This is a genomic window from Pseudomonas sp. zbq_18, from assembly GCF_043102245.1.
GTDB lineage: Bacteria > Pseudomonadota > Gammaproteobacteria > Pseudomonadales > Pseudomonadaceae > Aquipseudomonas.
The window spans coordinates 110,689-137,196 of sequence record NZ_JBICIT010000019.1 but is presented as its reverse complement, the minus strand read 5'-3'; the positions used below and the strand labels follow the sequence as shown (position 1 = coordinate 137,196).

The window sequence follows — 26,508 nt, the reverse complement described above, 5'->3', positions numbered from 1 at the left end:
CGGGTTGCTTCATGCAATGTCGTCCAGGGTGCGGTGCTTGCTGTATCGCGCCATCCATCAGCTCTCCCATACCCGGCATGCCCAATGGCAAGCCGGCTGGGGTGCGCTGTCTGCATCTGTCGGCTGAGTCGCTCTGTGCTCTTTTCGGTCAACCCGAGCGCCCTGCGGTGTGCTCGGGCTTTGCCGCTGATATCGAGGTCTGTGGCAACAGCCGCGAAGAAGCCATTCACCTGATTGGCTGGCTGGAACTCGCCACGGCCTGACTTTCGTGCCTGCCGCAGGCGGGCTTAATTCTGCTGAGGATCAATGATGATTTCGTCTAGAGCGGCGGCTTTGTTCGCTTTCGCCTTGCTGGGCAGTGCCATGGTGCAAGCCGAAGACTGGAAGCTGGCTAAGGATGAGGCTGGCATCCAGATCTACCTGAGCGAGGTCGCGGGCTCGAAGTACAAGGCGTATCGCGGGGTTACCACCATTGCCAGCGATATGGGCACGCTACGGGCCCTGCAGGAGGATGTCACAGGCTCCTGCAGTTGGATTCATGCCTGTGCTGAGCAGCGCCTGCTCAGGAATGAGGGTGCGCAAAGCTGGGTCTATACCCGTTTCGATATGCCTTGGCCGGTGACTGCGCGCGATTCGGTGCTGCATGTAATAACGGAAGAGAGCGCCGATGGCAGCCTGCTGCGCAAGCTCGAGGGCCAGCCGCAGTTTATGCCGGAGAAAGACGGCAATGTGCGGGTCGCCAGCCTGGAAGGCTATTGGCGTCTGGTGCCGAAGGGCGCAGGTAAGGTCGAGGTGACCTATCAGGTACATACCGAGCCGGGTGGTAGCGTGCCTTCCTGGCTGGCCAACAGTTTCGTGGTCGATGCGCCGTTCAATACCCTGGAACAACTGCGGGCCATTGCCGAAAAGCGCTGAGGCTCAAATGAAAAAGGGCTGCCAATGGGCAGCCCTTTTGGTTGGAGGAGGCGAGCTTAGCCGCGCTCTTCCAGCGGTACCAGATCGCGACGATCGTAGCCGGTGTACAGCTGGCGCGGGCGGCCAATCTTGTAAGGGCTGGAGAGCATTTCCTTCCAGTGCGAGATCCAGCCGACGGTGCGCGCCAGGGCGAAGATCACGGTGAACATGCTGGTCGGGATGCCGATGGCCTTGAGGATGATGCCCGAGTAGAAGTCCACGTTCGGGTACAGGTTGCGTTCCTTGAAGTACGGATCGTTACGGGCAATCTCGTCGAGCTTCATGGCCAGCTCCAGCTGCGGGTCATTGATACCCAGTTCAGCCAGTACTTCGTCGCAGGTCTGCTTCATGACCTTTGCGCGCGGGTCGAAGTTCTTGTACACGCGGTGACCGAAGCCCATCAGCTTGAACGGATCGTTCTTGTCCTTGGCCTTGGCGATGTACTTGTCGATGTTCTCGACGCTGCCGATTTCGTCCAGCATGCTCAGGACGGCTTCGTTGGCGCCGCCGTGAGCCGGGCCCCACAGCGCGGCAATGCCGGCAGCGATACAGGCGAACGGATTGGCGCCGGAAGAACCGGCCAGACGCACGGTGGAGGTGGAGGCGTTCTGCTCATGGTCGGCGTGCAGGACGAAGATGCGGTCCATTGCCTTGGCCAGTACCGGGCTGATCGGTTTGATCTCGCACGGGGTGTTGAACATCATGTGCAGGAAGTTTTCCGCGTAGTTCAGGTCGTTACGCGGGTACATCATGGGCTGGCCCATGGAGTACTTGTAGGTCATGGCGGCGATGGTCGGCATCTTGGCGACCAGACGCATGGCCGAGACTTCACGATGGTGCGGATTATTGATGTCCAGCGAGTCGTGGTAGAAGGCGGAGAGGGCGCCGACCACGCCGCACATGATGGCCATCGGGTGGGCATCGCGGCGGAAGCCGTTGAAGAAGTTCTTCAGCTGCTCGTGAACCATTGTGTGGTTCTTGATGGTGCTGACGAACTTGGCCTTTTCTTCGGCGTTGGGCAGTTCGCCGTTCAGCAGCAGGTAGCAGGTTTCCAGGTAGTCGGATTTTTCAGCCAGCTGTTCGATGGGGTAGCCGCGGTGCAGCAGGACACCGGCGTCGCCGTCGATGTAGGTGATCTTCGACTCGCAAGAGGCGGTCGACATAAAGCCAGGATCAAAAGTGAAGCGACCCGTGGCGGTCAAGCCCCTCACGTCGACAACATCGGGACCGACGGTGCCGGTCAGTACGGGCAGCTCTACGGGGGCATTGCCCTCGATGATCAACTGCGCTTTTTTGTCAGCCATGTGCGGCCTCCTGTTTATGCTTGGAATCATCAGACAGCCCCCCACGCAGGGCCCGGGACACTATAGAGCCATAAATCTGAAAGTCAATTTGCGAAAACCCAGGCAGCAGAGGGGTTTCAGCCCTGTTTTAGGGCAACTGTCGAGGCCTAATACGACATTTATATAGGCATGCGCAATCCGCTTTTAAGCGAGGGTCTCTGCGTTGTCATTAGTGACCTAACTGTCTATACTCTGCGCCCGGCCGCCAATGGCTTGAAAGCCTGCAAGCAGGCGGCTGGCACTCCCTTGGTGAGGGGTACCTGACCAGTGCACTTCCCGACAACTTGCCCTGTTTGTTAGGGGCCTCTAGTGTGAAAAAAGCCGTGAATAGCCAACGACCTGTAAACCTAGATCTCAGGACCATAAAACTCCCAGTCACAGCTTATACGTCCATTCTGCACCGTGTTTCCGGTGTCATCCTCTTCCTGGGAATCATCGTGATGCTCTATGCGCTCGATAAATCCCTGGCTTCCGAGGAAGGCTTTGCAGAAGTCAAGGCGTGTCTGACCAGTCCGCTGGCCAAGCTGATTGTGTGGGGGCTGCTGTCCGCTCTGCTGTATCACCTGGTGGCCGGCGTGCGCCATCTGATCATGGACATGGGTGTCGGCGAGTCGCTGGAAGGCGGCAAGCTGGGCTCGAAGATTGTCATCGCCGTATCGGCGGTGGTCATCGTTCTGGCGGGGATCTGGATATGGTAACCAACGTCACCAACTTCTCGCGCTCGGGTCTCTATGACTGGATGGCTCAGCGTGTTTCTGCGGTTGTTCTCGCGGCTTATTTCATCTTCCTGATTGGCTACCTGGTAGCTCATCCAGGCCTCGGTTATGCCGAGTGGCATGCTCTGTTCTCCCACACTGCAATGCGCATCTTCAGCCTGCTGGCGCTGGTTGCGCTCATCGTGCACGCCTGGGTCGGTATGTGGACCATCACTACCGACTATCTGACCCCTATGGCTATCGGCCGTTGGGCGACTGCTGTGCGTTTTCTCATCCAGGCATTGTGCGGCGTGCTTCAGTTCGTCGTCTTTGTTTGGGGTGTGCAGATCCTGTGGAGTTTCTGATCCATGTCTAGCATTCGTACTCTTTCCTATGACGCCATCATCGTCGGTGGCGGTGGTGCAGGCATGCGTGCCGCGCTGCAACTGGCCCAGGGTGGCCACAAGACCGCGGTAGTCACCAAGGTCTTTCCGACTCGTTCGCACACTGTGTCCGCCCAGGGCGGTATCACCTGCGCCATCGCTTCGGCCGACCCGAACGACGATTGGCGCTGGCACATGTACGACACCGTCAAGGGCTCCGACTACATCGGTGACCAGGACGCGATCGAATATATGTGCTCTGTAGGCCCGGAAGCTGTGTTCGAGCTTGAGCACATGGGCCTGCCGTTCTCCCGTACCGAGCAGGGTCGTATCTACCAGCGTCCGTTCGGTGGTCAGTCCAAGGACTTCGGCAAAGGTGGCCAGGCTGCTCGTACCTGCGCTGCGGCCGACCGTACCGGTCATGCGCTGCTGCACACCCTGTATCAGGCCAACCTGAAAGCCGGCACCTCGTTCCTCAACGAGTGGTACGCCGTCGACCTGGTGAAGAACCAGGACGGCGCCATCGTCGGCATCATCGCCATCTGCATCGAGACCGGCGAAACTGTCTACATCCGTTCCAAGGCCGTGGTTCTCGCCACTGGCGGTGCTGGCCGTATCTACGCCTCCACCACCAATGCCCTGATCAACACCGGTGACGGCGTGGGCATGGCCCTGCGTGCCGGCGTTCCGGTGCAGGACATCGAAATGTGGCAGTTCCACCCGACCGGCATCGCCGGCGCGGGCGTGCTGGTCACCGAGGGCTGCCGTGGTGAGGGTGGTTACCTGATCAACGCCCACGGCGAGCGTTTCATGGAGCGTTATGCGCCCAACGCCAAAGACCTGGCTGGCCGCGACGTGGTTGCCCGTTCCATGGTCAAGGAAGTGATTGCCGGTAACGGCTGTGGTCCGGACAAGGATCACGTGCTGCTGAAACTTGATCACCTCGGTGAGGACGTGCTGCACAGCCGCCTGCCGGGCATCTGTGAGCTGTCGAAGACCTTTGCTCACGTTGATCCGGTTGTTGCTCCGGTTCCGGTTATCCCGACCTGCCACTACATGATGGGTGGCGTCGCCACCAATATTCATGGTCAGGCCATCACTCAGGACGCCAACGGCAACGACAAGATCATCGAAGGTCTGTTCGCCGTGGGTGAAGTCGCTTGCGTATCGGTGCACGGTGCCAACCGTCTGGGCGGCAACTCGCTGCTGGACTTGGTCGTGTTCGGTCGCGCCGCCGGCCTGCACCTGGAAAAAGCGCTGAAAGAAGGCGTGGAAGTCCGCAGTGCCAGCGAGACCGACATCGAGGCTTCGCTCAAGCGCCTGTCCGGCGTTAACGAGCGCAGCACTGGCGAAGACGTGGCTCCGCTGCGTAAAGAGCTGCAGCAGTGCATGCAGAACTACTTCGGTGTATTCCGTACCGGTGAATACATGAAGAAGGGCATCGCTCAGCTGGCTGACCTGCGCGAGCGCATCGGCAACGTCAAGATCGCCGACAAGAGTCAGGCCTTCAACACGGCGCGCATCGAAGCGCTTGAGTTGCAGAACCTGCTGGAAGTGGCCGAAGCCACTGCCATCGCCGCTGATACCCGTACCGAGTCCCGCGGTGCGCATGCCCGCGAAGACTTCGAGGATCGCGACGACACCAATTGGCTGTGCCACTCCCTGTACTTCCCGGGTGAGAAACGTGTTGCCAAGCGCGATGTAAACTTCGCGCCTAAGACCGTTCCCGCATTCGAACCGAAAGTGCGTACTTATTGAGGGTGGCCAGTATGTCTCTTGGTAAAACTTTGCAAGTCAGCGTTTATCGCTACAACCCGGAAAAAGATGCTGCACCGTTCATGCAGGACTTCACCGTTGAGATCGACGGCAAGGACCTGATGGTGTTGGACGTTCTCGCCCTGATCAAAGAACAGGACGAAGGCTTCTCTTACCGTCGTTCCTGCCGTGAAGGCGTCTGCGGCTCCGACGGCATGAACATCAGCGGCAAGAATGGCCTGGCCTGCATCACTCCGATCTCCACCGTGGTGAAGGGTGACAAGCTGGTGATTCGCCCGCTGCCGGGTCTGCCGGTCATTCGTGACCTGGTCGTTGATATGAGCATCTTCTACAAGCAGTACGAGAAGGTGCAGCCGTTCCTGCAGAACGATACGCCGGCTCCGGCCATCGAGCGTCTGCAGAGCCCGGAGGAGCGCGAGAAGCTGGACGGTCTGTACGAGTGCATTCTGTGCGCGTGCTGCTCCACCAGCTGCCCGTCCTTCTGGTGGAACCCGGACAAGTTCCTCGGTCCCGCTGCGCTGCTGCAGGCCTATCGTTTCCTGGCCGACAGCCGCGACACCAAGACCAACGAGCGTCTGGCGTCCCTGGATGACCCGTTCAGTGTGTTCCGCTGCCGCGGCATCATGAACTGCGTGAATGTGTGCCCGAAGGGTCTGAACCCAACCAAGGCTATCGGTCACGTACGTAACATGCTGCTGCAGAGCGGTACCTGATAGCGACACTGTTTCACCTGTAACACCTGCCCGGCGGAGCGATTCGTCGGGCAGTAAAGCCCAGAACCCCAGCTCACAAAGCCAGGGTTCTTATTTGAAAAGAAATGACGACCAGCAGGGGCATCCGGGCTGGTGCCCGGACTATCTGCGGGATCCGTAGTGGCTTACCGAGTCGCTGCTTCAGGACTTTGAATGGCCAAGTTACGGCTTCCACGCCGGTGGTGTCCCCTTACCGAGGGTGACCAAGCATGCAAGAAAGCGTGATGCAGCGCATGTGGGAAAGCGCCCACCTATCAGGTGGCAACGCAGCCTACGTGGAAGAGCTCTACGAGCTCTACCTGCACGATCCCAACGCTGTGCCAGAAGAATGGCGCACTTACTTCCAGAAATTGCCGACTGATGGCAATTCCGCCACTGATGTCTCGCACTCCACGGTGCGCGATCAGTTCGTGCTGCTGGCGAAGAACCAGCGCCGCGCTCAACCGGTCTCCGCCGGGAGCGTGAGCAGCGAGCACGAGAAGAAGCAGGTGGAAGTACTGCGTCTGATCCAGGCGTACCGCATGCGCGGCCATCAGGCATCGTCGCTCGACCCGCTGGGTCTGTGGCAGCGTCCCGTGCCGGCCGACCTGGCGGTCAACCATTACGGGCTGACCGACGCCGACCTCGACACTACCTTCCGCACCGGTGAGCTTTACATCGGCAAGGAGGAGGCGACTCTACGAGAAATCCACGAGTCCCTGCAGCAGACATATTGTCGCACCATCGGTGCCGAGTTCACCCATATCGTCGACTCCGACCAGCGCAAGTGGTTCCAGCAGCGTCTGGAAAGCGTTCGTGGCCGTCCGGCGTACTCCGCCGACGTGCAAGGCCATGTGCTTGAGCGCCTGACGGCTGCCGAAGGCCTGGAAAAATACCTGGGCACCAAGTATCCGGGCACCAAGCGTTTCGGTCTGGAGGGCGGCGAGAGTCTGATTCCGATGCTGGACGAGATCATCCAGCGCTCCGGCTCCTATGGTACCCAGGAAATCGTTATCGGCATGGCCCACCGTGGCCGCCTGAACGTACTGGTCAACACCTTTGGCAAGAACCCGCGCGACCTGTTCGACGAGTTCGAAGGCAAGCAGGTCGAAGGCCTGTCCTCTGGCGACGTGAAGTACCACCAGGGCTTCTCCTCCAACGTCATGACTCCGGGCGGCGAAGTGCACCTGGCGCTGGCGTTCAACCCGTCGCACCTGGAAATTGTATCCCCTGTGGTCGAAGGGTCCGTGCGTGCGCGCCAGGATCGCCGTCAGGATACGACTGGCGACAAGGTACTGCCGATTTCCATCCACGGTGACGCGGCATTCGCCGGTCAGGGCGTGGTCATGGAAACCTTCCAGATGTCGCAGACCCGTGCCTACAAGACAGGTGGCACCATCCACATCGTCATCAACAACCAGGTGGGCTTCACCACCAGTCGTGCCGACGATGCGCGTTCCACCGAGTACGCCACCGACGTCGCCAAGATGATCCAGGCGCCGATTCTGCACGTGAATGGCGACGACCCGGAAGCGGTGCTGTTCGTCACCCAGCTGGCCGTTGACTACCGTATGCAGTTCAAGCGCGACGTGGTCATCGACCTGGTCTGCTACCGTCGTCGCGGTCACAACGAGGCCGACGAGCCGAGCGGCACCCAGCCGCTGATGTACCAGCAGATTGCCAAGCAGCGCACCACGCGTGAGCAGTATGCCGAGAGCCTGGTACAGAGCGGCCGCATCGATGAAGAGGCGGTCAAGGCCAAGGTCGAGGAATACCGTAGCGCACTGGACAATGGCCAGCATGTGGTCAAGAGCCTGGTCAAGGAGCCGAACAAGGAACTGTTCGTCGACTGGAAACCCTACCTGGGCCATGCCTGGACCGCGCGTCACGACACTCGCTTCGAGCTGAAGACGCTGCAGGATCTGGCCAGCAAGCTGCTGGAAATCCCGGAAGGTTTCGTGCTGCAGCGTCAGGTCGCCAAGGTGCTGGAAGACCGCGCCAAGATGACCGCCGGTGCCATGCCGATCAACTGGGGCTACGCCGAGAACCTGGCCTACGCCACCCTGCTGTTCGAAGGCCATCCTGTCCGCATGACTGGTCAGGATGTCGGTCGCGGTACTTTCTCGCACCGCCATGCGGCGCTGCACAACCAGAAAGACGCCACCACCTATCTGCCGCTGCAGAACCTTTACGAAGGTCAGCCGCGCTTCCAGCTGTACGACTCCTTCCTCTCGGAAGAAGCGGTACTGGCGTTCGAATACGGCTATGCCACCACCATGCCGAACGCGCTGGTGATCTGGGAAGCCCAGTTCGGTGACTTCGCCAACGGTGCCCAGGTGGTGTTCGACCAGTTCATCTCCAGTGGCGAGCACAAGTGGGGGCGTCTGTGCGGCCTGACCATGCTGCTGCCGCACGGCTACGAAGGGCAGGGCCCGGAGCACAGCTCCGCACGCCTGGAGCGTTATCTGCAGCTGTGTGCCGAGCACAACATGCAGGTTTGCGTGCCGACCACCCCGGCGCAGGTCTACCACATGCTGCGTCGCCAGGTGATTCGCCCGCTGCGCAAGCCGCTGGTGGTACTGACGCCGAAGTCGCTGCTGCGCCACCCGCTGGCCATCTCGACCCTGGAAGAACTGGCCGAAGGCTCGTTCCAGACCGTGATCGGCGAAATCGATCCGATCGAGCCGAAGAAGGTCGAGCGCCTGATTCTATGCAGCGGCAAGGTCTACTACGACCTGCTGGCCAAGCGCCGTGCCGAAGGCCGCGAGGACATCGCCATCGTCCGTATCGAACAGCTCTATCCGTTCCCGGAAGATGACCTGACCGAGGCGCTGGCGCCTTACAAGAACCTCAAGCACATCGTCTGGTGCCAGGAAGAGCCGATGAACCAGGGCGCCTGGTACTGCAGCCAGCACCACATGCGTCGCGTTGCTACTGCGCACAAAAAGGGCCTGTTCCTTGAGTATGCCGGTCGCGATGCCTCGGCCGCGCCGGCCTGTGGCTACGCTTCGATGCACGCTGAGCAGCAGGAAAAACTGCTGAACGACGCCTTTACTGTTTAACGCCTTCGCGCATTGGGGCGACGGCATGGGTCGTCGCCCCCTGAAGAAACGAATTTAAGGAAACACACACAATGGCTATCGAGATCAAAGCCCCAACCTTCCCGGAATCGGTCGCCGACGGCACCGTGGCTACCTGGCACAAGAAGCCGGGTGATGCGGTCAAGCGCGATGAGCTGATCGTCGACATCGAAACCGACAAGGTGGTGATGGAAGTACTCGCCGAAGCCGACGGCGTTCTCGCCGAGATCGTCAAGAACGAGGGTGACACCGTGCTGTCCGGCGAACTGCTGGGCAAACTGGGTGATGCCGGCGCTGCGGTCGCCGCTGCTCCAGCTGCTGCCGCTCCGGCCGCGGCACCTGCCGCTGCTGCCGCCCCGGCTGCTGCCGATGACGCCATCCTGTCGCCTGCTGCGCGCAAGATCGCGGAGGAGGGCGGTATCGACCCGAATTCCATCACTGGCACCGGCAAAGGTGGCCGTGTGACCAAGGAAGACGCCGTCGCTGCCGTCGCCGCCAAGAAAGCCGCTCCGGCAGCAGCCCCGGCCGCCAAGCCGGCTGCTCCGGCTGCCGATGCACCGCTGTTCGCCGCGGGCGACCGCGTCGAGAAGCGCGTACCGATGACCCGCCTGCGTGCCAAGGTCGCCGAGCGTCTGGTCGAAGCCCAGTCCACCATGGCTCAGCTGACCACCTTCAACGAAGTTGACATGACCGAGGTCATGGCCCTGCGTTCGAAGTACAAGGATCTGTTCGAGAAGACCCATAATGGCGTGCGCCTGGGCTTCATGTCCTTCTTCGTCAAGGCGGCTGTCGAGGCGCTGAAGCGTCTGCCGGCGGTCAACGCCTCGATCGACGGCAACGACATCGTCTACCACGGCTACCAGGACATCGGCGTGGCCGTCTCCAGCGACCGTGGCCTGGTAGTGCCGGTACTGCGCAACGCCGAGCTGATGAGCCTGGCCGAGATCGAGAACGGCATTGCCACCTTCGGCAAGAAGGCGCGTGAAGGCAAACTGTCGATCGACGAGATGACCGGCGGCACCTTCACCATCACCAACGGTGGTACCTTCGGTTCGATGATGTCGACCCCGATCGTCAACCCGCCGCAAGCCGCCATCCTGGGCATGCACAACATCATTCAACGCCCGATGGCCGTCAATGGCCAAGTGGTGATTCGCCCGATGATGTACCTGGCGCTGTCTTACGACCACCGCCTGATCGATGGTAAGGAAGCCGTGACCTTCCTGGTAACCATCAAGAACTTGCTGGAAGACCCGGCGCGCCTGCTGCTGGATATCTAAAAGCCAGTTTCTCCAACGGCGGCCCTATAAGCAGGGCCGTCCGGTTTATTTGAGAAGGAATACGTTATGACCCAGAAATTCGACGTGGTAGTCATCGGTGCCGGCCCCGGCGGCTATGTAGCCGCCATCAAAGCAGCTCAACTCGGTCTGAAGACCGCCTGCATCGAGAAGTACCAGGACAAGGATGGCAAGGTGGCCCTGGGTGGCACCTGTCTGAACGTCGGCTGCATCCCGTCGAAGGCGCTGCTGGACAGCTCCTACAAGTACCACGAGGCCCATGAAGGCTTCAAAGTGCACGGCATCGAAGCCAAGGGCGTCACCATTGACGTGCCGCAGATGGTCGCGCGCAAGAACACCATCATCAAGAACCTGACTGGCGGCGTTGCTGGCCTGTTCAAATCCAACGGCGTGACCCTGCTGGAAGGCCACGGCAAGCTGCTGGCCGGCAAGAAAGTGGAAGTCACCGGTCTGGACGGCAAGACCCAGATCGTCGAAGCCGAAAACGTGATCCTCGCTTCCGGTTCCCGTCCGGTTGATATCCCGCCGGCTCCGGTTGATCAGGATGTGATCGTCGACTCCACCGGCGCTCTGGAGTTCCAGGCCGTACCGAAGAAGCTGGGCGTGATCGGCGCCGGCGTCATTGGTCTGGAGCTGGGCTCGGTATGGGCCCGTCTGGGCGCCGAAGTCACCGTGCTGGAAGCGATGGACAAGTTCCTCGCCAGCGCCGACGAACAGATCTCCAAGGAAGCGCTGAAGATTTTCAGCAAGCAGGGCCTGGACATCCGCCTGGGCGCTCGCGTCACCGGCAGCGAAGTGAAGAAGAAGCAGGTCACCGTGACCTTCACCGACGCCACTGGCGAGCAGAAGATGACCTTCGACAAGCTGATCGTCGCCGTCGGTCGCCGTCCAGTGACGACTGACCTGCTGGCTGCCGACAGCGAAGTGACGCTGGACGAGCGCGGCTTCATTTACGTCAACGATCAGTGCGAGACCAGCGTGCCGGGCGTTTATGCCATTGGTGATGTGGTACGCGGCGCCATGCTGGCGCACAAGGCCTCCGAAGAGGGCGTGATGGTTGCCGAGCGTATCGCCGGTCACAAGGCCCAGATGAACTACGACCTGATTCCGTCGGTGATCTATACCCACCCGGAAATCGCATGGGTCGGCAAGACCGAGCAGCAACTCAAGGCCGAAGGCGTGGCGATTAACGTCGGTACCTTCCCGTTTGCCGCCAGTGGCCGTGCCATGGCTGCCAACGACACCGCTGGTCTGGTCAAGGTCATCGCCGATGCCAACACCGACCGCGTGCTGGGTGTGCATGTAATTGGTCCGAGCGCGGCCGAGCTGGTCCAGCAGGGCGCCATCGGCATGGAATTCGGCACCAGCGCCGAAGACCTGGGCATGATGGTGTTCTCGCACCCGACTCTGTCCGAGGCACTGCACGAAGCAGCCCTGGCGGTGAATGGCCACGCCATCCACATCGCCAATCGCAAGAAGCGTTGATGCAGCGAGCGCCTCGTATAACGGGGCGCTCATGCAGCGGCACAACCACGGCGGGCGGCCCGCGGCGATTCGCTAGAGTCGGTCGCAGGAATGTCCGTCGGACTGCTAACCAGAGCAGTCACAGGTGGCGCGGTGCCATGAGCGCAGCGCCGAATGCGCAATACCTAAACGAAGAACGGTAGATAAGCATGAATCTTCACGAGTATCAGGGTAAGCAGCTGTTCGCTGAATACGGCCTGCCGGTATCCACTGGCTACGCTGTAGACACCCCGGAAGAAGCGGCTGCGGCCTGCGAAAAGATCGGTGGCAGCGAGTGGGTTGTCAAAGCCCAGGTGCACGCCGGTGGCCGCGGTAAAGCGGGCGGCGTCAAGCTGGTCAAGAACAAGGAAGACGCCAAGGCGTTCGCCTCCAACTGGCTGGGCAAGAACCTGGTGACCTACCAGACCGACGCCAATGGCCAGCCGGTGAGCAAGATTCTGGTTGAATCCTGCACCGACATCGACAAGGAGCTGTACCTCGGCGCCGTTGTCGACCGTTCCAGCCGCCGTATCGTGTTCATGGCTTCCACCGAAGGTGGCGTGGACATCGAGAAAGTTGCTCACGACACCCCTGAGAAGATTCTCAAGGCCACCATCGACCCGCTGGTTGGCGCTCAGCCGTACCAGGGCCGCGAGCTGGCCTTCCAGCTTGGCCTGCAGGGCGACCAGATCAAGCAGTTCACCAACATCTTCGTTGGCCTGGCCAAGCTGTTCCAGGACTACGACCTGGCGCTGCTGGAAGTGAACCCGCTGGTGATCAAGAAAGACGGCAACCTGCACTGCCTGGACGCCAAGATCAACATCGACTCCAACGCCATGTACCGTCAGCCCAAGCTGCGCGCCATGCACGACCCGTCCCAGGACGACGCTCGTGAAGCCCATGCGCAGAAGTGGGAGCTGAACTACGTCGCGCTGGAAGGCAACATCGGCTGCATGGTCAACGGTGCCGGTCTGGCCATGGGCACCATGGACATCGTCAACCTGCACGGCGGCAAGCCGGCCAACTTCCTCGACGTGGGCGGTGGTGCGACCAAAGAGCGCGTGACCGAAGCCTTCAAGATCATCCTGTCCGACAGCAACGTGGCTGCCGTACTGGTGAATATCTTCGGCGGTATCGTGCGTTGCGACATGATTGCCGAAGGCATCATCGGCGCCGTGAAAGAAGTCGGCGTGAAAGTGCCGGTCGTCGTGCGTCTGGAAGGTAACAATGCCGAGCTGGGCGCCAAGGTCCTGGCCGACAGCGGTCTGAACATCATCGCGGCTACCAGCCTCACCGACGCTGCCCAGCAGGTCGTTAAAGCCGCGGAGGGCAAGTAATGAGCGTCCTGATCAATAAAGACACCAAAGTCATCTGCCAGGGCTTCACCGGCTCGCAGGGTACTTTCCACAGCGAACAAGCCATCGCCTACGGCACCAAGATGGTTGGCGGCGTGACTCCCGGCAAGGGCGGCACCACCCACCTGGGCCTGCCGGTGTTCAACACCGTCAAGGAAGCTGTAGAAGCCACCGGCGCTGAAGCCTCGGTAATCTACGTTCCGGCTCCGTTCTGCAAGGACTCGATCCTGGAAGCGGCCAACGGCGGCATCAAGCTGATCGTGTGCATCACCGAAGGCATCCCGACCCTCGACATGCTGGATGCCAAGGTCAAGTGCGACGAGCTGGGCGTACGCCTGATCGGCCCGAACTGCCCGGGCGTGATCACTCCCGGCGAGTGCAAGATCGGCATCATGCCGGGTCACATCCACCTGCCGGGCAAGGTAGGCATCGTGTCGCGTTCCGGCACCCTGACCTATGAAGCCGTGAAGCAGACCACCGACGCCGGCTTCGGCCAGTCCACCTGCGTGGGCATCGGTGGCGACCCGATCCCGGGCTCCAACTTCATCGACATCCTGAAGCTGTTCCAGGAAGACCCGGCGACCGAAGCGATCGTGATGATCGGTGAGATCGGTGGCAGCGCTGAAGAAGAAGCCGCGGCCTACATCAAGGCCAACGTCACCAAGCCTGTAGTGTCCTACATCGCTGGTGTGACCGCACCGCCCGGCAAGCGCATGGGCCACGCCGGCGCCATCATCTCCGGTGGCAAGGGCACTGCGGACGAGAAGTTCGCGGCTCTGCAGGACGCCGGTGTGAAAACCGTGCGTTCCCTGGCTGACATCGGCAAGGCCCTGGCCGAGCTGACTGGCTGGGAAGTCAAGAAAGCCTAAGGCTTTCGCGACTGGGAAGAGGCCGCCTGCGGGCGGCCTTTTTCATGGCTGCAACTTGCGCTCTGGCGACACTTTGTTGCGTGCCATCGACAGCCCGACCGGCACCTGCCGCGGTTTGTCGCCTGAATCGTTAGTATTGCAACTATTTTCCCACCAGGCCCCACAAGGGTAGGGCAGGGAAAGCCAGTGGCCATCCTCCAACCGGGATGGTGACGTTTCCCAATCCAGCGGAAACCCTGCCGTATTCCATGAATTTCTGCCTGTGGTACTTCCTGCTATGACTCGTTTGAAAAGCCTCGACCTTCTGGCCCTGGGCTTCATGACCTTCGCCCTGTTTCTGGGTGCAGGCAACATCATCTTTCCGCCCAGCGCCGGTATGGCTGCGGGTGAAAACGTCTGGTCCGCCGCGTTTGGCTTCCTGATTACCGGCGTCGGTCTGCCACTGCTGACGGTGGTCGCTCTGGCCCGTGTCGGCGGCGGCATGGACGAGCTGACCGCACCGCTGGGCCGCAAGGCTGGCACGCTGCTGGCAGTGGCCGTGTACCTGGCCATCGGTCCACTGTTCGCCACTCCACGTACGGCCGTCGTGTCTTTCGAAATGGGCATCGCGCCCTTTACCGGCAATGACGGTACGCCACTGTTGATCTACACCCTGGCTTACTTCGCCGCAGTGCTGTTCCTGGCCCTCAACCCCGGCAAGCTGGTGGACAGTATCGGCAAGTTCATCACCCCCGTGCTGCTGGCGTCGCTGTTGGTCCTCGGTGGCGCTGCGCTGACCGTGCCGGCTGGCGAGATCGGTCAGAGCAGCGAGTCCTACCAGACCATGCCGTTCATCAAGGGTTTCCTCGAAGGTTACCTGACCATGGATACCCTGGGCGCGCTGGTGTTCGGTATCGTCATCGCCACGGCCATTCGTGATCGCGGCGTGGACGATCAGGGCCTGGTCACCCGTTATTCGGTGATTGCCGGTGTCATCGCGGCCGTCGGCTTGTCGCTGGTCTACCTGGCGCTGTTCTACCTCGGGGCGACCAGCCAGGGTATTGCCGGCGATGCGCAGAATGGTGTTCAGGTGCTGACCACCTATGTGCAGCACACTTTTGGTTTGTACGGCAGCCTGTTGCTGGCGGTGGTGATTACCCTGGCCTGTCTGACTACCGCTGTGGGCCTGTTGACCGCCTGCGGCGAGTACTTCAGCAAGCTCGTGCCGTTGTCCTACCGCAGCGTAGTGTTGATCTGTGGCCTGTTCAGCCTGGTGGTGGCCAATCAGGGGCTGACCCAGCTGATCAGCTTCTCCATCCCGGTACTGGTCGGTCTCTATCCCCTGGCCATCGTGCTGGTCGGTCTCAGCCTGCTCAATGGTCTGTGGCGTTCGCAGTCGCGGGTGTTTGTGCCGGTGATGCTGGTGGCGCTGTTGTTCGGTCTGGTCGACGGTCTCAATGCTGCTGGCCTGAACGGCGTGGTGCCAGGCTTCTTCAGCCACTTGCCACTGGCCGAGCAAGGTCTTGGCTGGCTGTTGCCAGTGGCGCTGACCCTGCTCTGCTCTGCGGTGTTCGACCGTCTGCGTGGCGAGCCGCGCGCGCAAGCCTGTTAAATCCCTCTAGGGCGCGCCGTTTGGCGCGCCCAACCGCTTGTTTGGCATATCTGGCACTTTCTGGCGATTGCCGCCTGCCTGGGTGTGCCGGACAATCCTCGGCAACTCATTCGTAGTTTGCCGCCATGTCGCAATCTGTCTTCTTCGCTCACGCCAACGGTTTCCCGTCGGCGACCTACGCCAAACTCTTCGCCGCCCTGGCGCCCGACTTCAATGTCCAGCACCTGGAGCAGCACGGGCATGATCCGCGCTTTCCGGTCAACGACAACTGGGACAATCTGGTAGACGAGCTGATCCTGCATCTGCAACAGGCTGACGAGCCGGTGTGGGGTGTCGGTCATTCCCTCGGCGGCGTGCTGCACTACCATGCCGCGCTGCGGCACCCCGAGCTGTACCGCGGTGTCGTGATGCTCGATTCGCCCTTGCTGACGGGGGTCGACCGGCTGGTGATTCGTGCCGCCAAACGCTTTGGTTTCATTGACCGGATCACGCCGGCCGGGCGTACGGTCGGTCGGCGCGAGGCCTTCAGCGATTTCGCGGAGGCCCGCGATTATTTCGCCGCCAAGACCCTGTTTCGCCGCTTCGACCCGGAGTGCCTGGATGCCTACATACGCCATGGCCTGCGTGCGGAGGGGCAGGGCCTGCGTTTGCGTTTCGACCCGGCAACCGAGATCAGTATTTACCGCAGCGTGCCACACACCGTACCGGGGCGCCCGCAGCAGCTGCAGGTGCCGTTGGCCGTCGTGCGCGGTCGACATAGTCGTGTGGTGATGCCGCACCACGCCCGCCAGGTGGCACGAGTGCCCCGTGGCGAATACCACAGTCTGCCCGGCGGGCATATGTTTCCGCTGGAGCGGCCGCAGGACACGGCGCGACTGCTGCGTGAGCTGTTCAGCCGCTGGCAGGATCAGGATATGGAGCGTTCTGCATGAGTTTCAGCGTCGAGGAAACCCGTTTCAGCCTGCCGCATGTCGAGCTGGCGGCTCATTTGTTCGGGCCCGAGGATGGTTTTCCGGTAATCGCTCTGCATGGCTGGCTGGACAACGCCATGACCTATGCCCGCCTGGCGCCGAAACTCCGGGGGCTGCGCATCGTTGCCCTGGATTTCCCCGGCCATGGTCATTCCGGCCATTACGCCAGCAACTCCAGCTACAGCATGTGGGAATACCTGGAGGATGTACTACTGGTGGCCGAGCAGCTGGGCTGGGAGCGTTTCTCCCTGCTCGGGCATTCCCTCGGCGGGATCATTTCGACTCTACTGGCTGCGGCCGTGCCGGAGCGCATCGAGCGTCTGGCGTTGATCGATGGTCTGGTGCCCTATACCGCCGAGGCTGATAGCGCGCCCAAGCGTCTTGGCGATGCGCTGCGTGCACGCCTGGCCGTGCGTAACAAGCAGAAGCCGGTCTATCCGGATCTGGAAAAGGCCGTACAGGCGCGGATGAAGGGCGTGGTTGCGGTCAGCCGCGAGGCTGCCGAGCTGCTGGCCCAGCGCGGGCTGGAACCCGTGCCGGGCGGTTACACCTGGCGTACGGATATCCGCCTGACCCTGCCTTCGGTCATGCGCCTGACCTTCGCTCATGTCGAGCACTTCGTGCAGGCGGTGCAGTGCCCGGTCAGCCTGATTCTCGCCGAGGGTGGGCAGATGAGCGTCGAGCCGCGGCTCAAGTCCCTGATCGAGGCTACGGGGTTTGAGGTACATGTATTGCCGGGCGGCCATCATCTGCATCTGAATGACGAGGCCGGAGCCCAGCAGGTCGCAGACTGTTTCAATCCTTTCTTCCTGCGGCCTTGACGCAGCCTCGGCAACTGCCGAGGCTTGCAGGAACGCAACGGGAGAATTGCATGATTGAGCTTTATACAGCTGCCACCCCTAACGGCCACAAGGTTTCTATCGCGCTCGAGGAGCTGGGGCTGCCTTATCAGGTGCACGCCTTGTCGTTCGACAAGAAAGAGCAGAAAGCCCCGGAGTTCCTCCGCATCAACCCCAACGGACGCATCCCGGCCATTGTCGATGATGGCTTTGCCGTGTTCGAGTCCGGCGCCATCCTCATCTACCTGGCTGAGAAGACTGGTCGACTGATGCCCGGTGACGCTCAGGGCCGCTCTCTGGTGCTGCAGTGGCTGATGTTCCAGATGGGGGGAGTAGGGCCCATGCAGGGCCAGGCCAACGTGTTCTTCCGCTATTTCCCCGAGAAGCTGCAGGGCGCCATTGACCGTTACCAGCACGAAACCCGTCGCCTCTATGAAGTACTCGACCGCCGCCTCGGCGAGGCCGAATACCTGGCCGGTGACTACAGCATCGCCGATATCGCCACGTTCCCCTGGGTGCGAGTACACGACTGGGCGGGCGTCTCGGTCGAAGGCCTGGAACATCTGCAGCGCTGGCTGAGCGCGATCGGCGAGCGACCGGCAGTGCAACGCGGGTTGCAGGTGCCGCGTCGTCCCGACGACGAAAGCAGCCTGGTAAAAACCGCGCAAAGCATGCTGACACGCTGAGGTTGCGCATGTCCCGTCATCTCTTGCTCTGCCTGACCCTCTGCTGCACCCCCGTTCTGGCCGCCGACGTTGCCGGCAGCCAGGACCTGGATATCCTGCCGCGCTTTCCCCGTGCCGAAATCGTCGACTACCGCGATGCTGCGGTCGAAGAGCGTCGCTATCCACTCGATGGTGTGCGCCGCATCAGTGGCCAGATACGCATGTCGCGCGAAGTGCTGGTCGAAGGTCGCGTGCGTGCCTTGACCTACCGCCTGCCTGACGAACACTCCCCAGACGAGGTGTTGGAACAGGCCCGTGAGCACCTGGACCAGGCTGGCGCGCAGTTGCTGTACTGGTGTGAGGGCCGTGACTGCGGCTCCAGCAGCCTGCTGGCCAATGCCATCTTCGGCAACGCCAAGCTCTACGGTCCCGAGGAGCGGCAGAGCTACCTGCTGCTACGTCTGGCCGAACCCCAGGACAACAGCCTGCTGGCCTTGTACGGCATCACCCGCGGTAACCGCCGCTCCTACCTGCATGCCGAACAACTGGATGCTGCCGCCCCCCTGGCGGACATTCTTCCTGCCGCCGCCACGCTGCGCAAAAAGCTGCGCCAGAGCGGGCAACTGGCGCTACCCAAACTGGGCGAACCGGATGACACCTGGGCGGAGCTGCTGGCCAACACGCTGCTGCTCGACCGCACGCTGCGGGTCAGCCTCAACGGTGCCAGTGCCGAAGCCTGGCGTGCGACGCTGGAGCAGCGAGGGGTACGCGCCAGCCGACTGGAAACCGGCGAGACAGAGGGCTCTGGCCTGTTGTTACGAATGCTGCGCTGACGCATGATGGCGGGCCGGGCGATCAGCGCCCGGTATCCGGAAGTGGAAACCATGCTGAACAACGACCGCCTGCTGGTGCAGATTCTCCTGCTGGCTCTACTGGGCGCGTGCGCCTGGGTGCTGGCGCCATTCTTTTCCGCGCTGTTCTGGGCCGCCGTGCTGGCGTTCGCCAGCTGGCCGCTGATGCGCCTGCTCAGTCGGGCGCTGGATGGCCGCGCCGCCGCCGCCGCCGGCATTCTCACCGCGGGCTGGATGGTCCTGGTGGCGGTGCCGTTGGTCTGGCTGGGTTTCAATCTGGCCGATCATATTCGCGACGCCAACGAGATGTTCAAGAACTTCCAGGTCGATGGCCTGCCTGACCCACCCTCGTGGCTCGGCAGTCTGCCACTGGTGGGGCAGAACCTGGTGGAGTTGTGGCTGCGCGTGGATCGTGAGGGCTCGGAGCTGTTCGCGACGCTTCGTCCTTACCTTGGCGAGGTAGGCAACTGGGTACTGGCGCGCAGTGCCCAGATTGGCGGTGGCATGCTGGAGCTGGCGCTTAGCCTGGTGCTGGTGTTCTTCTTCTACCGGGACGGGCCGCGCTTGGCGGCATTTGCCCAGAGCATGCTGCAACGCCTGATCGGTGGCCGCGCCGAGCACTACCTGGAACTGGTAGCCGGCACGGTACAGCGGGTGGTCAATGGGGTGATCGGCACGGCCGCGGCTCAGGCCCTGCTGGCGCTGATCGGTTTCTATATCGCCGGCATTCCCGGCGCGCTGGTACTGGGCCTGCTGACGTTCGTGCTCAGCCTGATTCCCATGGGGCCTCCGCTGATATGGGTGCCGGCCACCGCCTGGCTGGTCAGCCAGGGTCAGTACGGCATGGCAGTGTTCCTGGGCATCTGGGGCGCGTTCATCATCAGCGGCGTGGACAACGTGCTCAAGCCCTACCTGATCAGCCGTGGCGGCAACCTGCCGCTGGTGGTGGTGCTGCTCGGGGTGTTCGGCGGCATTCTGGCCTTCGGCTTCATGGGCCTGTTCCTCGGGCCTACCTTGCTGGCGGTGGCCTTCAACCTGCTCGACGACTGGGTGAAGAACGAGCAGGAGCCGCCAGCTCAGGCATAACGGGAGCAGGTTGGCATACGCGCCAGGCCAGCCTTGGAGCCTGGGTCTGCGGATGCTAGCCTGCTGCGCCGCTCAAGCGACAGTGCAGGCGCGGTTATATCTTGACCGCCGCGGTGCCCGCAGAGGTGCCTTGCGGTTCAGGGAAGAAAGACCAACACAAACATGGAGCATCTGATGAAAAAGATTGCAGGTATCGCTGCAGGGGCAGTGCTGGCCATCGCAGCCATCGGCACCGCAGGCGCCTGGTATACCGGCCAACAGCTACCCGGCGTGCTCGACGCATCGATCAAACAGGCTAACGCCGAAATGGCCAGCAGCCTTCCGGTCCTTGGGCTCAGCGCTTCGCTCGAATTGTTGTCCCTGAACCGTCAGTTCTTCAGCAGCGAAGCACGCTATCGCATGGTTTTCACGGTGGAGGGTGAGCCGGTCGAACTGATCGTCACCGACCATATCGAGCACGGCCCATTCCCCTTGTCTCGCCTCAAGCAGGCCAAACTGTTGCCGGTCATGGCTACCAGCAACTATGAGCTGGAACACAACGAAGCCCTCGCCAAGTGGTTCGCCGCCAGCGCTGGCAAGTCGCCGCTCAGCGGTCAGGTGAGTCTGGGCTATGACCGCGCGGTGACAGGCACACTGCAGATCAGCCCGCTTGAGGCGGTACTCGATGAGCGTACCTCGCTGAGTTTCAGCGGCCTCGACGTCGACTTCGACAGCACCGCCGATGCCATGGCAATCAAGGCGTCTGGCGCGATGGGCAACCTGCGTATCAACTCCAGGCTGGAGTCGACCGACCAGCCGCTGACCATCGAACTCAAGGGGCTGAGCCTCGACAGTCAGACCGAGAAGGGCGCCAGCGACTTCTACCTGGGCCGCAACGAAGTGCGCCTGCAGCGTATCGAAGTGCTGGCCGACGAGGGCGCTACGGTGGTGTTGCGCGACCTGGTGCAGCGCGATGAAACCAGCGAAACCGATGGCAAACTGGCCGCGCGTTACAGCTATGACGTCGGCATGATCAGCTACCGGGGCCACGACCTCGGGGCTGCGCAGATGCAATGGAGCCTGAAGAGCCTTGATGGTGCGGCACTGCAGTCACTGGTCGGCCTGTATGGCGAGCTGATGCAGAGCGGCGGGCAACAACCGGAAACCAGCGGCGACAGTGCCGTCCCATCGCTTTCTGAAGCGCAGCAGGCACAGCTGATGGCCGCTGTCGACAAGCTGCTGGCCGGCAACCCGGGCATCGCCTTGGAGCGGCTGGCGTTCAAGACCGCCAGCGGCGAAAGCAGCCTGAGCCTGTCGCTGGAACTGAATAAACCGGAATCCTTCGAGCTACCGCCAGCGGAGCTGGCCAAGCAGCTGATTGCCCAGCTGGATGCCAAGGTGGCGGTTTCCAAGGCGATGATCGGTGACATGGTGGGGCTGCAGGCAGCTATCGCCGGCGAGACCGACCAGCAGGCGATCGCCCAGCAGGCCTCGATGATGGGTGACATGGCCGGCGGCATGGCGCAGGCCACCGAGTTGGCCAGGTTGGAGGGCGACAATATCGTTTCGACACTGCACTACGCCGATGACAATGTGGAGTTCAACGGCAAGTCGATGACGGTCGAGGAGTTTGTCGCGATGGCATTCAGCACAGGCTCGGGCCTGGGTGGGCTTGGCGCAGGTGACATGCATGAAGAGGAGTCGGAACTGGATGTGATCGAGCGGTAAGTGAATAGCTCGCCCACGGCTGAACAAGGCCCGCCTCCCAGAGTCGCGGGCCTTTTCGTGTCAGGTTGAAGCGCCGCGCAGGGAGTATGGACGGCAGAAGCCGCGCTTAACCATGCTCCTGCTCGTACTTGTCCAGCGTGTCGGCAGCAATCTGTCGACCGAGCTGGATCAGCTCCGGTGCCTTGTGGAACTCGAAGAAGCGGCATACCCGCTTGGGTACGTTGATCAGGATATCCGGGGGGTAGCCGGCGATCTTGTACTGAGCCAGAGACGTCTGCATGACCTCGAAGCTCTGGTTGACCAGTTCCAGTAGCGAAGCCGGACCGACCGCGCCCACCACCTGCGAATCGCTGGCGGATTTGGGCGCGCTTTCCTCCTTGGGGGCAGGGATTGACTGGCTGGTTTCGACCCAGGGATTTTCCAGTGCCAACATGGCTTCGCCTTCTTCCTCTTCATCGGCTTCGCGGCGCAGGAAGGGCAGGCGGGCGCTGAGCGAACCCATCAGCTGGTCGATCTTGCCCTTGATCGCCGCCGGCCGTTCGATCACCGGCAGCTGGTAGTGCTTCTGGTTAAGGGCGTTGAGGTTGACCGCGACGATCAAGTCGCAGTGGCTGGACACCACCGGCACGATGGGCAGCGGGTTGAGCAGGCCGCCGTCGACCAGCATGCGCGAGCCCTGGGTCACCGGAGTAAACAGGCTGGGGATGGCCGCGGAGGCGCGCATGGCCTTGTGCAGGCAGCCTTCCTGAAACCAGATTTCCTGCTGGTTGGTCAGGTCGGTGGCGACTGCCGTGTAGGGAATCGCCAGGCTTTCGATATCGATCTCGCCGACGATCTCATGGATCTTGCCGAACACTTTCTCGCCGCGGATGGCGCCCAGGCGGAAGCTGACGTCGAGCAGGCGCAGCACGTCCAGGTAGTCCAGGCTCTCCGTCCACTCGCGGTACTCGCCCAGCTTGCCGGCGGCGTAGATGCCGCCAACCACGGCGCCCATGGAGCAACCAGCAATACAGCCGATCTCATAGCCGCGGGCTTCCAGTTCCTCGATCACGCCGATGTGCGCATACCCGCGCGCTCCGCCGGAGCCCAATACCAGTGCCACTCGCTTGCTCATACAAATCCCCCGGAAAAACCTCTCGAACATACCTGTCTAGAGCCACTGCGCCAACCTTGGCTGTTAGACTGCGGGGCGCAGGGCACTTTGCTGGGGATCGCCAATCAAAGTCGCCACCCAATCTCTGGAGAACACCATGACAAGAATCGCCGCTCTGATGTTTTCGGCTATTGCCCTGGCCGGTTGTGCCGGGAAAACGGCTTACCGCGATAGCTGTGCCAACCAGCTGGATGCGGCCTGGCGCGAGCTGGACATCGCCAAGGCCGAAGGTTTCGCCGGCACCGTGAGTTACTCCAAGGCGCTGGCTTTGCTGACGACGGCCAAGACCTCGCAGCAGTTCGAGGGTTATCAGAGCTGCACCGAAAACGCGGAGAAAGCGCGTTTTTATATTCGCGAATCCCGCGCCGGGCGCTAAATACCATGCAACTGGATTTCACCACCTTGTCGCCCTTGGAGGCTTACCGCTGGCTGGCCTCCAGCGTTACTCCGCGACCGATTGCCTGGGTATCGACGCGCTCAGCCTCAGGCCGGGACAACCTTGCGCCCTTCAGTTTTTTTCAGGTGATCAGCGATGAGCCGCCGACGCTGATGGTGAACGTCGGCAGCCGTGACGATGGCAGTCTGAAAGACACCCTGCGCAATGCCCAGGACAGTGGCGAACTGGTGATTCAGTTGGTCAGTCACGCTCAGGCAGAGGCGATGAATGCGTCGGCGGCAGTGCTGGCCCACGGCGTCAGCGAGTTCGAGCACTGTGCCATTGCCGGGGTGCCGGCCGAGCGGGTGAGCGCCTTGCGCGTCAGCGGTGCCCCGGTGGTTTTCGAGTGCCGAGTGGCGCAGATCCAGCCCTATCCGGCCCAACAGCCCAATTGCCATCTGATCTTCGCCGAGGTGCTGCTGGCGCATATCGACGATGCTGTGCTGAATGAGCAGGGCCGTCTCGATCCACAGCGTCTCGACCTGGTCGGGCGTCTCGGTGGCAGCCACTACTGTCGCACCACCGAGACGTTTGCGCTGCTCAGGCCTTGAATCCACTCAGGCGCTTTTCCAACTCAGTCAGCCCGCAGACGAGCAGCGCCACACCCAGGCACAGGCCCCAGGCCGAAAACGCCAGCGGTACGGTGCCGAACAGCTTCTGCAGTGGCGGCCAATAGGTAAAGGCTGCCTGCAGCAGGAGTATGCAGCCCACCATGGCCCACACCATCGGATTGCTGGCGTGGTCGAAGCGGGCTGGGCCGTGCAGGCGGCGGGTGGTGAAGAGAAAGCCGACTTCACCGGCGACCAGCGCATTGACGGCCAGGGTGCGGGACATTTCTAGAGACCAGCCCCAGTGTTGTGCCAGGAGAAACAGGCTGAGGCTGGCGATGGTCAGCAGCAGCGATACGTAGCTGATTTTCCACAGCAGCCTGGCGGACAGCAGCGGCGCCCTGGGATCACGCGGTGGGCGTTGCATCAGCTGGTTTTCCGCGGGCTCGAAGGCCAGGGCGAGGGCGAGTGTCACCGCGGTGACCATGTTCACCCAGAGGATCTGCAACGGCGTGATGGGCAGCGTCAGGCCCAGCCCGATGGCCATCAGCAGCACCAGTGCCTGGCCGCCGTTGGTAGGCAGGATGAACAGGATCGACTTCTTCAGGTTGTCGTAGACCGTACGGCCTTCCTCCACCGCATGAGCGAGGGTGGCGAAGTTGTCGTCAGCCAGCACCATCTGCGAAGCCTCCTGAGCTGCTTCGGTGCCCTTGATGCCCATGGCGATGCCGATATCGGCACGTTTCAGCGCGGGAGCATCGTTGACGCCATCGCCGGTCATGGCAACGCGTTGGCCGCTGGCCTGCAGGCGTTCGACCAGACGCAACTTGTGGCCTGGGTCAGTGCGGGCAAACACATGGGTGTCGGCCAGCCGTGCCTCCAGCGCCGCATCGTCGAGCTGGTCAAGCTCGGCGCCCGTCAGCGGCGCACCGCCGCCGAGCCCCAGGCGCCGTGCAATTGCACCTGCGGTGGCGGCATGGTCACCGGTGATCATCTTTACCCCGATACCGGCGCGGTGGCACTCGGCGATGGCGCGGATGGCTTCCTCGCGCGGTGGGTCAATCATGCCCACCAGGCCGAGCAGGATGAAGTCGCCGTCCAGGTCGGCATATTCCAGCTGGCTTTGTGGCCGTCCCAGCGGGCGCATGGCCAGGCCGATCATGCGCAAACCCTGGCTGGCACCTTCATCCAAGTGTCGTTGCCACAAGCCTGGATCGAGCGGTTTAGCGCTACCGCCCTGCCACTGGCGATTGCACACTTCCAGCAGACGCTCGGGCGCACCGATCATGTAGATCAGACCGTGGCCACCATGATCGTGGTGCAGGCTGGCCAGGCAACGCCGCTCGGAACTGAACGGAATGCTATCGACGCGGGGGAGATTGGCGACCTCTCGCTCCGGGTTCAGCGCCAGCTTGCCGGCCAGCGTGAGCAGTGCCGCTTCGGTCGGGTCACCGGTGATGCACCACTGTTCGTCGCGCAGATGCAGGCTGGCGCTGTTGGCCAGCAGGCCGGCGCGGGTCAACTCACGCAGATCATCGGCGCTGTCCAGTGCGCAGAGCTGGCCGTCGTCACAATACACGCTGCCTAGTGGGGCATAGCCGATGCCGTCGACCTGATAACGATGCTCGCCGGTGAATACCTGCTGTATGGTCATTTCGTTACGGGTCAGGGTGCCGGTCTTGTCCGAGCAGATGGTGGTGACCGCGCCGAGGCTTTCCACCGCTGGCAGGCGGCGGATGATCGCGCTGCGGTCGGCCATGCGGCGAACGCCGAGGGCGAGGATGATGGTCAGCACCGCCGGCAGGCCTTCCGGAATCGCCGCCACGGCCAGGCCGACGGCGGCCAGCAGCATGTCTTCACTGGAATAGTCGCGTACCAGGGTGCCGAATATGAACGTTATGGCTGCCAGGGCCAGGATGATCAGCGTCAGTTGCCGGGCAAAGCGCGCCATGTCCGCGAGCAGAGGTGTCTGTAGGCTTTCTACATGGCCCAACAGGTGATTGATGCGACCAAGTTCGGTATGTGCTCCGGTGGCTACCACCAGGCCCGTGCCGCTGCCGGCGCTGACCAGCGTGCCGGAGTAGGCCATGCTATCGCGGTCGCCCAGGCTGGCTTCGATGTGGACGGCGACAGTGCGTTTGTCTGCCGGCACCGATTCACCGGTCAGTGCCGCCTCCTCGATGCGCAGGTCGCGGGTTTCGAGAAGCCGCAGGTCCGCAGGAACCCGGTCGCCAGCTTCTAGCAGCACCAGGTCGCCCGGTACCAGTTCCTCCGCTGGGATGTGCAGCACCTGGCCGTCGCGGCGTACCCGTGCCTTCAGCGTGAGCATGTTCTGGATTGCGTGCATGGCTTGTTCGGCCTTGCCTTCCTGAACGAAGCCTACTGCGGCGTTGATCAACACCACGGCGAAGATCACGCAGCTGTCGACCCACTCGCCCAGCAGCATGGTCGCCACGCCTGCGACAAGCAACACATAGATCAGCAGGTTGTGGAACTGCAGCGCAAAACGCCGCAGCGGACCTTTGCCGGGGCGTTGCGGCAGGCGGTTCTGGCCATGCTCGGCCAGGCGCCTGGCAGCTTCGCCGCTGTCCAGGCCGGCAGGATGACTGGCCAGGCGCTCCAGGCTTTCGGCGGCAGGCAAGGCATGCCAGTGAGTGCGCGGTGGAGCGTTCAT

At 62.1% G+C, this 26,508-nt stretch carries 23 protein-coding genes; 20 read left to right on the top strand and 3 right to left on the bottom strand.

Translation table 11 applies throughout. The annotated features are described in order from the left end of the window. Positions 1-11: 11 nt before the first annotated feature. On the top strand, positions 12-263 hold the full coding sequence (locus tag ACF8C6_RS15935; RefSeq protein WP_392500177.1) for a YkgJ family cysteine cluster protein: 252 nt from the start codon (positions 12-14) through the stop codon (positions 261-263). A 43-nt stretch (positions 264-306) separates the two neighbouring features. After that, entirely contained in the window at positions 307-915 is a 609-nt protein-coding gene (locus tag ACF8C6_RS15930) for an START domain-containing protein (protein WP_392500176.1), read from the top strand. Between the two features lie 56 nt (positions 916-971). Here the strand turns inward: ACF8C6_RS15930 and gltA are convergent, their stop codons facing one another. Then, positions 972-2,258, bottom strand: coding sequence for a citrate synthase (gene gltA / locus ACF8C6_RS15925; protein ID WP_277690432.1), 1,287 nt, complete (start codon positions 2,256-2,258; stop codon positions 972-974). A gap of 350 nt (positions 2,259-2,608) precedes the next feature. Here gltA and sdhC point away from each other — a divergent pair, with 350 nt between their 5' ends. The 16 genes from sdhC (at position 2,609) to ACF8C6_RS15845 (ending at position 21,697) form a co-directional block, all read left to right on the top strand. After that, on the top strand, positions 2,609-2,995 hold the full coding sequence (sdhC, locus tag ACF8C6_RS15920; RefSeq protein ID WP_277690433.1) for a succinate dehydrogenase, cytochrome b556 subunit: 387 nt from the start codon (positions 2,609-2,611) through the stop codon (positions 2,993-2,995). Next, positions 2,989-3,357 (top strand): succinate dehydrogenase, hydrophobic membrane anchor protein, encoded by a 369-nt coding sequence (sdhD, locus tag ACF8C6_RS15915; protein WP_277690434.1) that lies wholly within the window; start codon positions 2,989-2,991, stop codon positions 3,355-3,357. The genes sdhC and sdhD overlap by 7 nt, the downstream gene beginning before the upstream one ends. Before the next feature lie 3 nt (positions 3,358-3,360). Next, complete coding sequence (gene sdhA, locus ACF8C6_RS15910) at positions 3,361-5,133, top strand: succinate dehydrogenase flavoprotein subunit (protein WP_392500175.1); 1,773 nt, start codon at positions 3,361-3,363, stop codon at positions 5,131-5,133. Between the two features lie 11 nt (positions 5,134-5,144). After that, positions 5,145-5,864 (top strand): succinate dehydrogenase iron-sulfur subunit, encoded by a 720-nt coding sequence (locus tag ACF8C6_RS15905; RefSeq protein ID WP_277690436.1) that lies wholly within the window; start codon positions 5,145-5,147, stop codon positions 5,862-5,864. Between the two features lie 248 nt (positions 5,865-6,112). After that, entirely contained in the window at positions 6,113-8,944 is a 2,832-nt protein-coding gene (locus ACF8C6_RS15900) for a 2-oxoglutarate dehydrogenase E1 component (RefSeq protein ID WP_392500174.1), read from the top strand. 71 nt (positions 8,945-9,015) lie between these two features. Continuing rightward, entirely contained in the window at positions 9,016-10,242 is a 1,227-nt protein-coding gene (gene odhB / locus ACF8C6_RS15895) for a 2-oxoglutarate dehydrogenase complex dihydrolipoyllysine-residue succinyltransferase (RefSeq protein WP_392500173.1), read from the top strand. A 66-nt stretch (positions 10,243-10,308) separates the two neighbouring features. After that, a complete protein-coding gene (lpdA, locus tag ACF8C6_RS15890) occupies positions 10,309-11,745 on the top strand; it encodes a dihydrolipoyl dehydrogenase (RefSeq protein ID WP_277690439.1) in 1,437 nt (478 codons plus the stop codon). A 188-nt stretch (positions 11,746-11,933) separates the two neighbouring features. Continuing rightward, positions 11,934-13,100: an ADP-forming succinate--CoA ligase subunit beta gene (gene sucC, locus ACF8C6_RS15885; protein ID WP_392500172.1), complete on the top strand. Its 1,167-nt coding sequence runs from the start codon at positions 11,934-11,936 to the stop codon at positions 13,098-13,100. Beyond that, complete coding sequence (gene sucD / locus ACF8C6_RS15880) at positions 13,100-13,987, top strand: succinate--CoA ligase subunit alpha (protein ID WP_392500171.1); 888 nt, start codon at positions 13,100-13,102, stop codon at positions 13,985-13,987. Before sucC ends, sucD begins: the two co-directional genes overlap by 1 nt. A gap of 277 nt (positions 13,988-14,264) precedes the next feature. Further along, positions 14,265-15,578: a branched-chain amino acid transport system II carrier protein gene (gene brnQ / locus ACF8C6_RS15875; protein ID WP_392500170.1), complete on the top strand. Its 1,314-nt coding sequence runs from the start codon at positions 14,265-14,267 to the stop codon at positions 15,576-15,578. A gap of 125 nt (positions 15,579-15,703) precedes the next feature. Then, positions 15,704-16,510, top strand: a complete 807-nt coding sequence (locus ACF8C6_RS15870; protein ID WP_392500169.1) for an alpha/beta fold hydrolase — start codon at positions 15,704-15,706, stop codon at positions 16,508-16,510. Continuing rightward, entirely contained in the window at positions 16,507-17,370 is an 864-nt protein-coding gene (locus ACF8C6_RS15865) for an alpha/beta fold hydrolase (RefSeq protein WP_392500168.1), read from the top strand. Before ACF8C6_RS15870 ends, ACF8C6_RS15865 begins: the two co-directional genes overlap by 4 nt. 50 nt (positions 17,371-17,420) lie before the next feature. Beyond that, positions 17,421-18,074 (top strand): glutathione S-transferase family protein, encoded by a 654-nt coding sequence (locus ACF8C6_RS15860; protein WP_392500167.1) that lies wholly within the window; start codon positions 17,421-17,423, stop codon positions 18,072-18,074. A gap of 8 nt (positions 18,075-18,082) precedes the next feature. Then, positions 18,083-18,886, top strand: a complete 804-nt coding sequence (locus tag ACF8C6_RS15855; protein WP_392500166.1) for a DUF4892 domain-containing protein — start codon at positions 18,083-18,085, stop codon at positions 18,884-18,886. Between the two features lie 51 nt (positions 18,887-18,937). Next, complete coding sequence (locus ACF8C6_RS15850; protein ID WP_392500165.1) at positions 18,938-19,990, top strand: AI-2E family transporter; 1,053 nt, start codon at positions 18,938-18,940, stop codon at positions 19,988-19,990. A 174-nt stretch (positions 19,991-20,164) separates the two neighbouring features. Then, positions 20,165-21,697, top strand: a complete 1,533-nt coding sequence (locus tag ACF8C6_RS15845; protein ID WP_392500164.1) for a YdgA family protein — start codon at positions 20,165-20,167, stop codon at positions 21,695-21,697. Between the two features lie 106 nt (positions 21,698-21,803). Here the strand turns inward: ACF8C6_RS15845 and ACF8C6_RS15840 are convergent, their stop codons facing one another. Then, complete coding sequence (locus tag ACF8C6_RS15840) at positions 21,804-22,811, bottom strand: patatin-like phospholipase family protein (protein WP_392500163.1); 1,008 nt, start codon at positions 22,809-22,811, stop codon at positions 21,804-21,806. Between the two features lie 136 nt (positions 22,812-22,947). Here ACF8C6_RS15840 and ACF8C6_RS15835 point away from each other — a divergent pair, with 136 nt between their 5' ends. Both ACF8C6_RS15835 and ACF8C6_RS15830 read left to right on the top strand, forming a co-directional pair. Continuing rightward, positions 22,948-23,226, top strand: a complete 279-nt coding sequence (locus tag ACF8C6_RS15835) for a hypothetical protein (protein WP_392500162.1) — start codon at positions 22,948-22,950, stop codon at positions 23,224-23,226. A gap of 5 nt (positions 23,227-23,231) precedes the next feature. Next, on the top strand, positions 23,232-23,837 hold the full coding sequence (locus tag ACF8C6_RS15830; protein ID WP_277690451.1) for a flavin reductase family protein: 606 nt from the start codon (positions 23,232-23,234) through the stop codon (positions 23,835-23,837). Here the strand turns inward: ACF8C6_RS15830 and ACF8C6_RS15825 are convergent. Beyond that, positions 23,827-26,508 (bottom strand): cation-transporting P-type ATPase, encoded by a 2,682-nt coding sequence (locus tag ACF8C6_RS15825; protein ID WP_392500161.1) that lies wholly within the window; start codon positions 26,506-26,508, stop codon positions 23,827-23,829. The genes ACF8C6_RS15830 and ACF8C6_RS15825 overlap by 11 nt on opposite strands.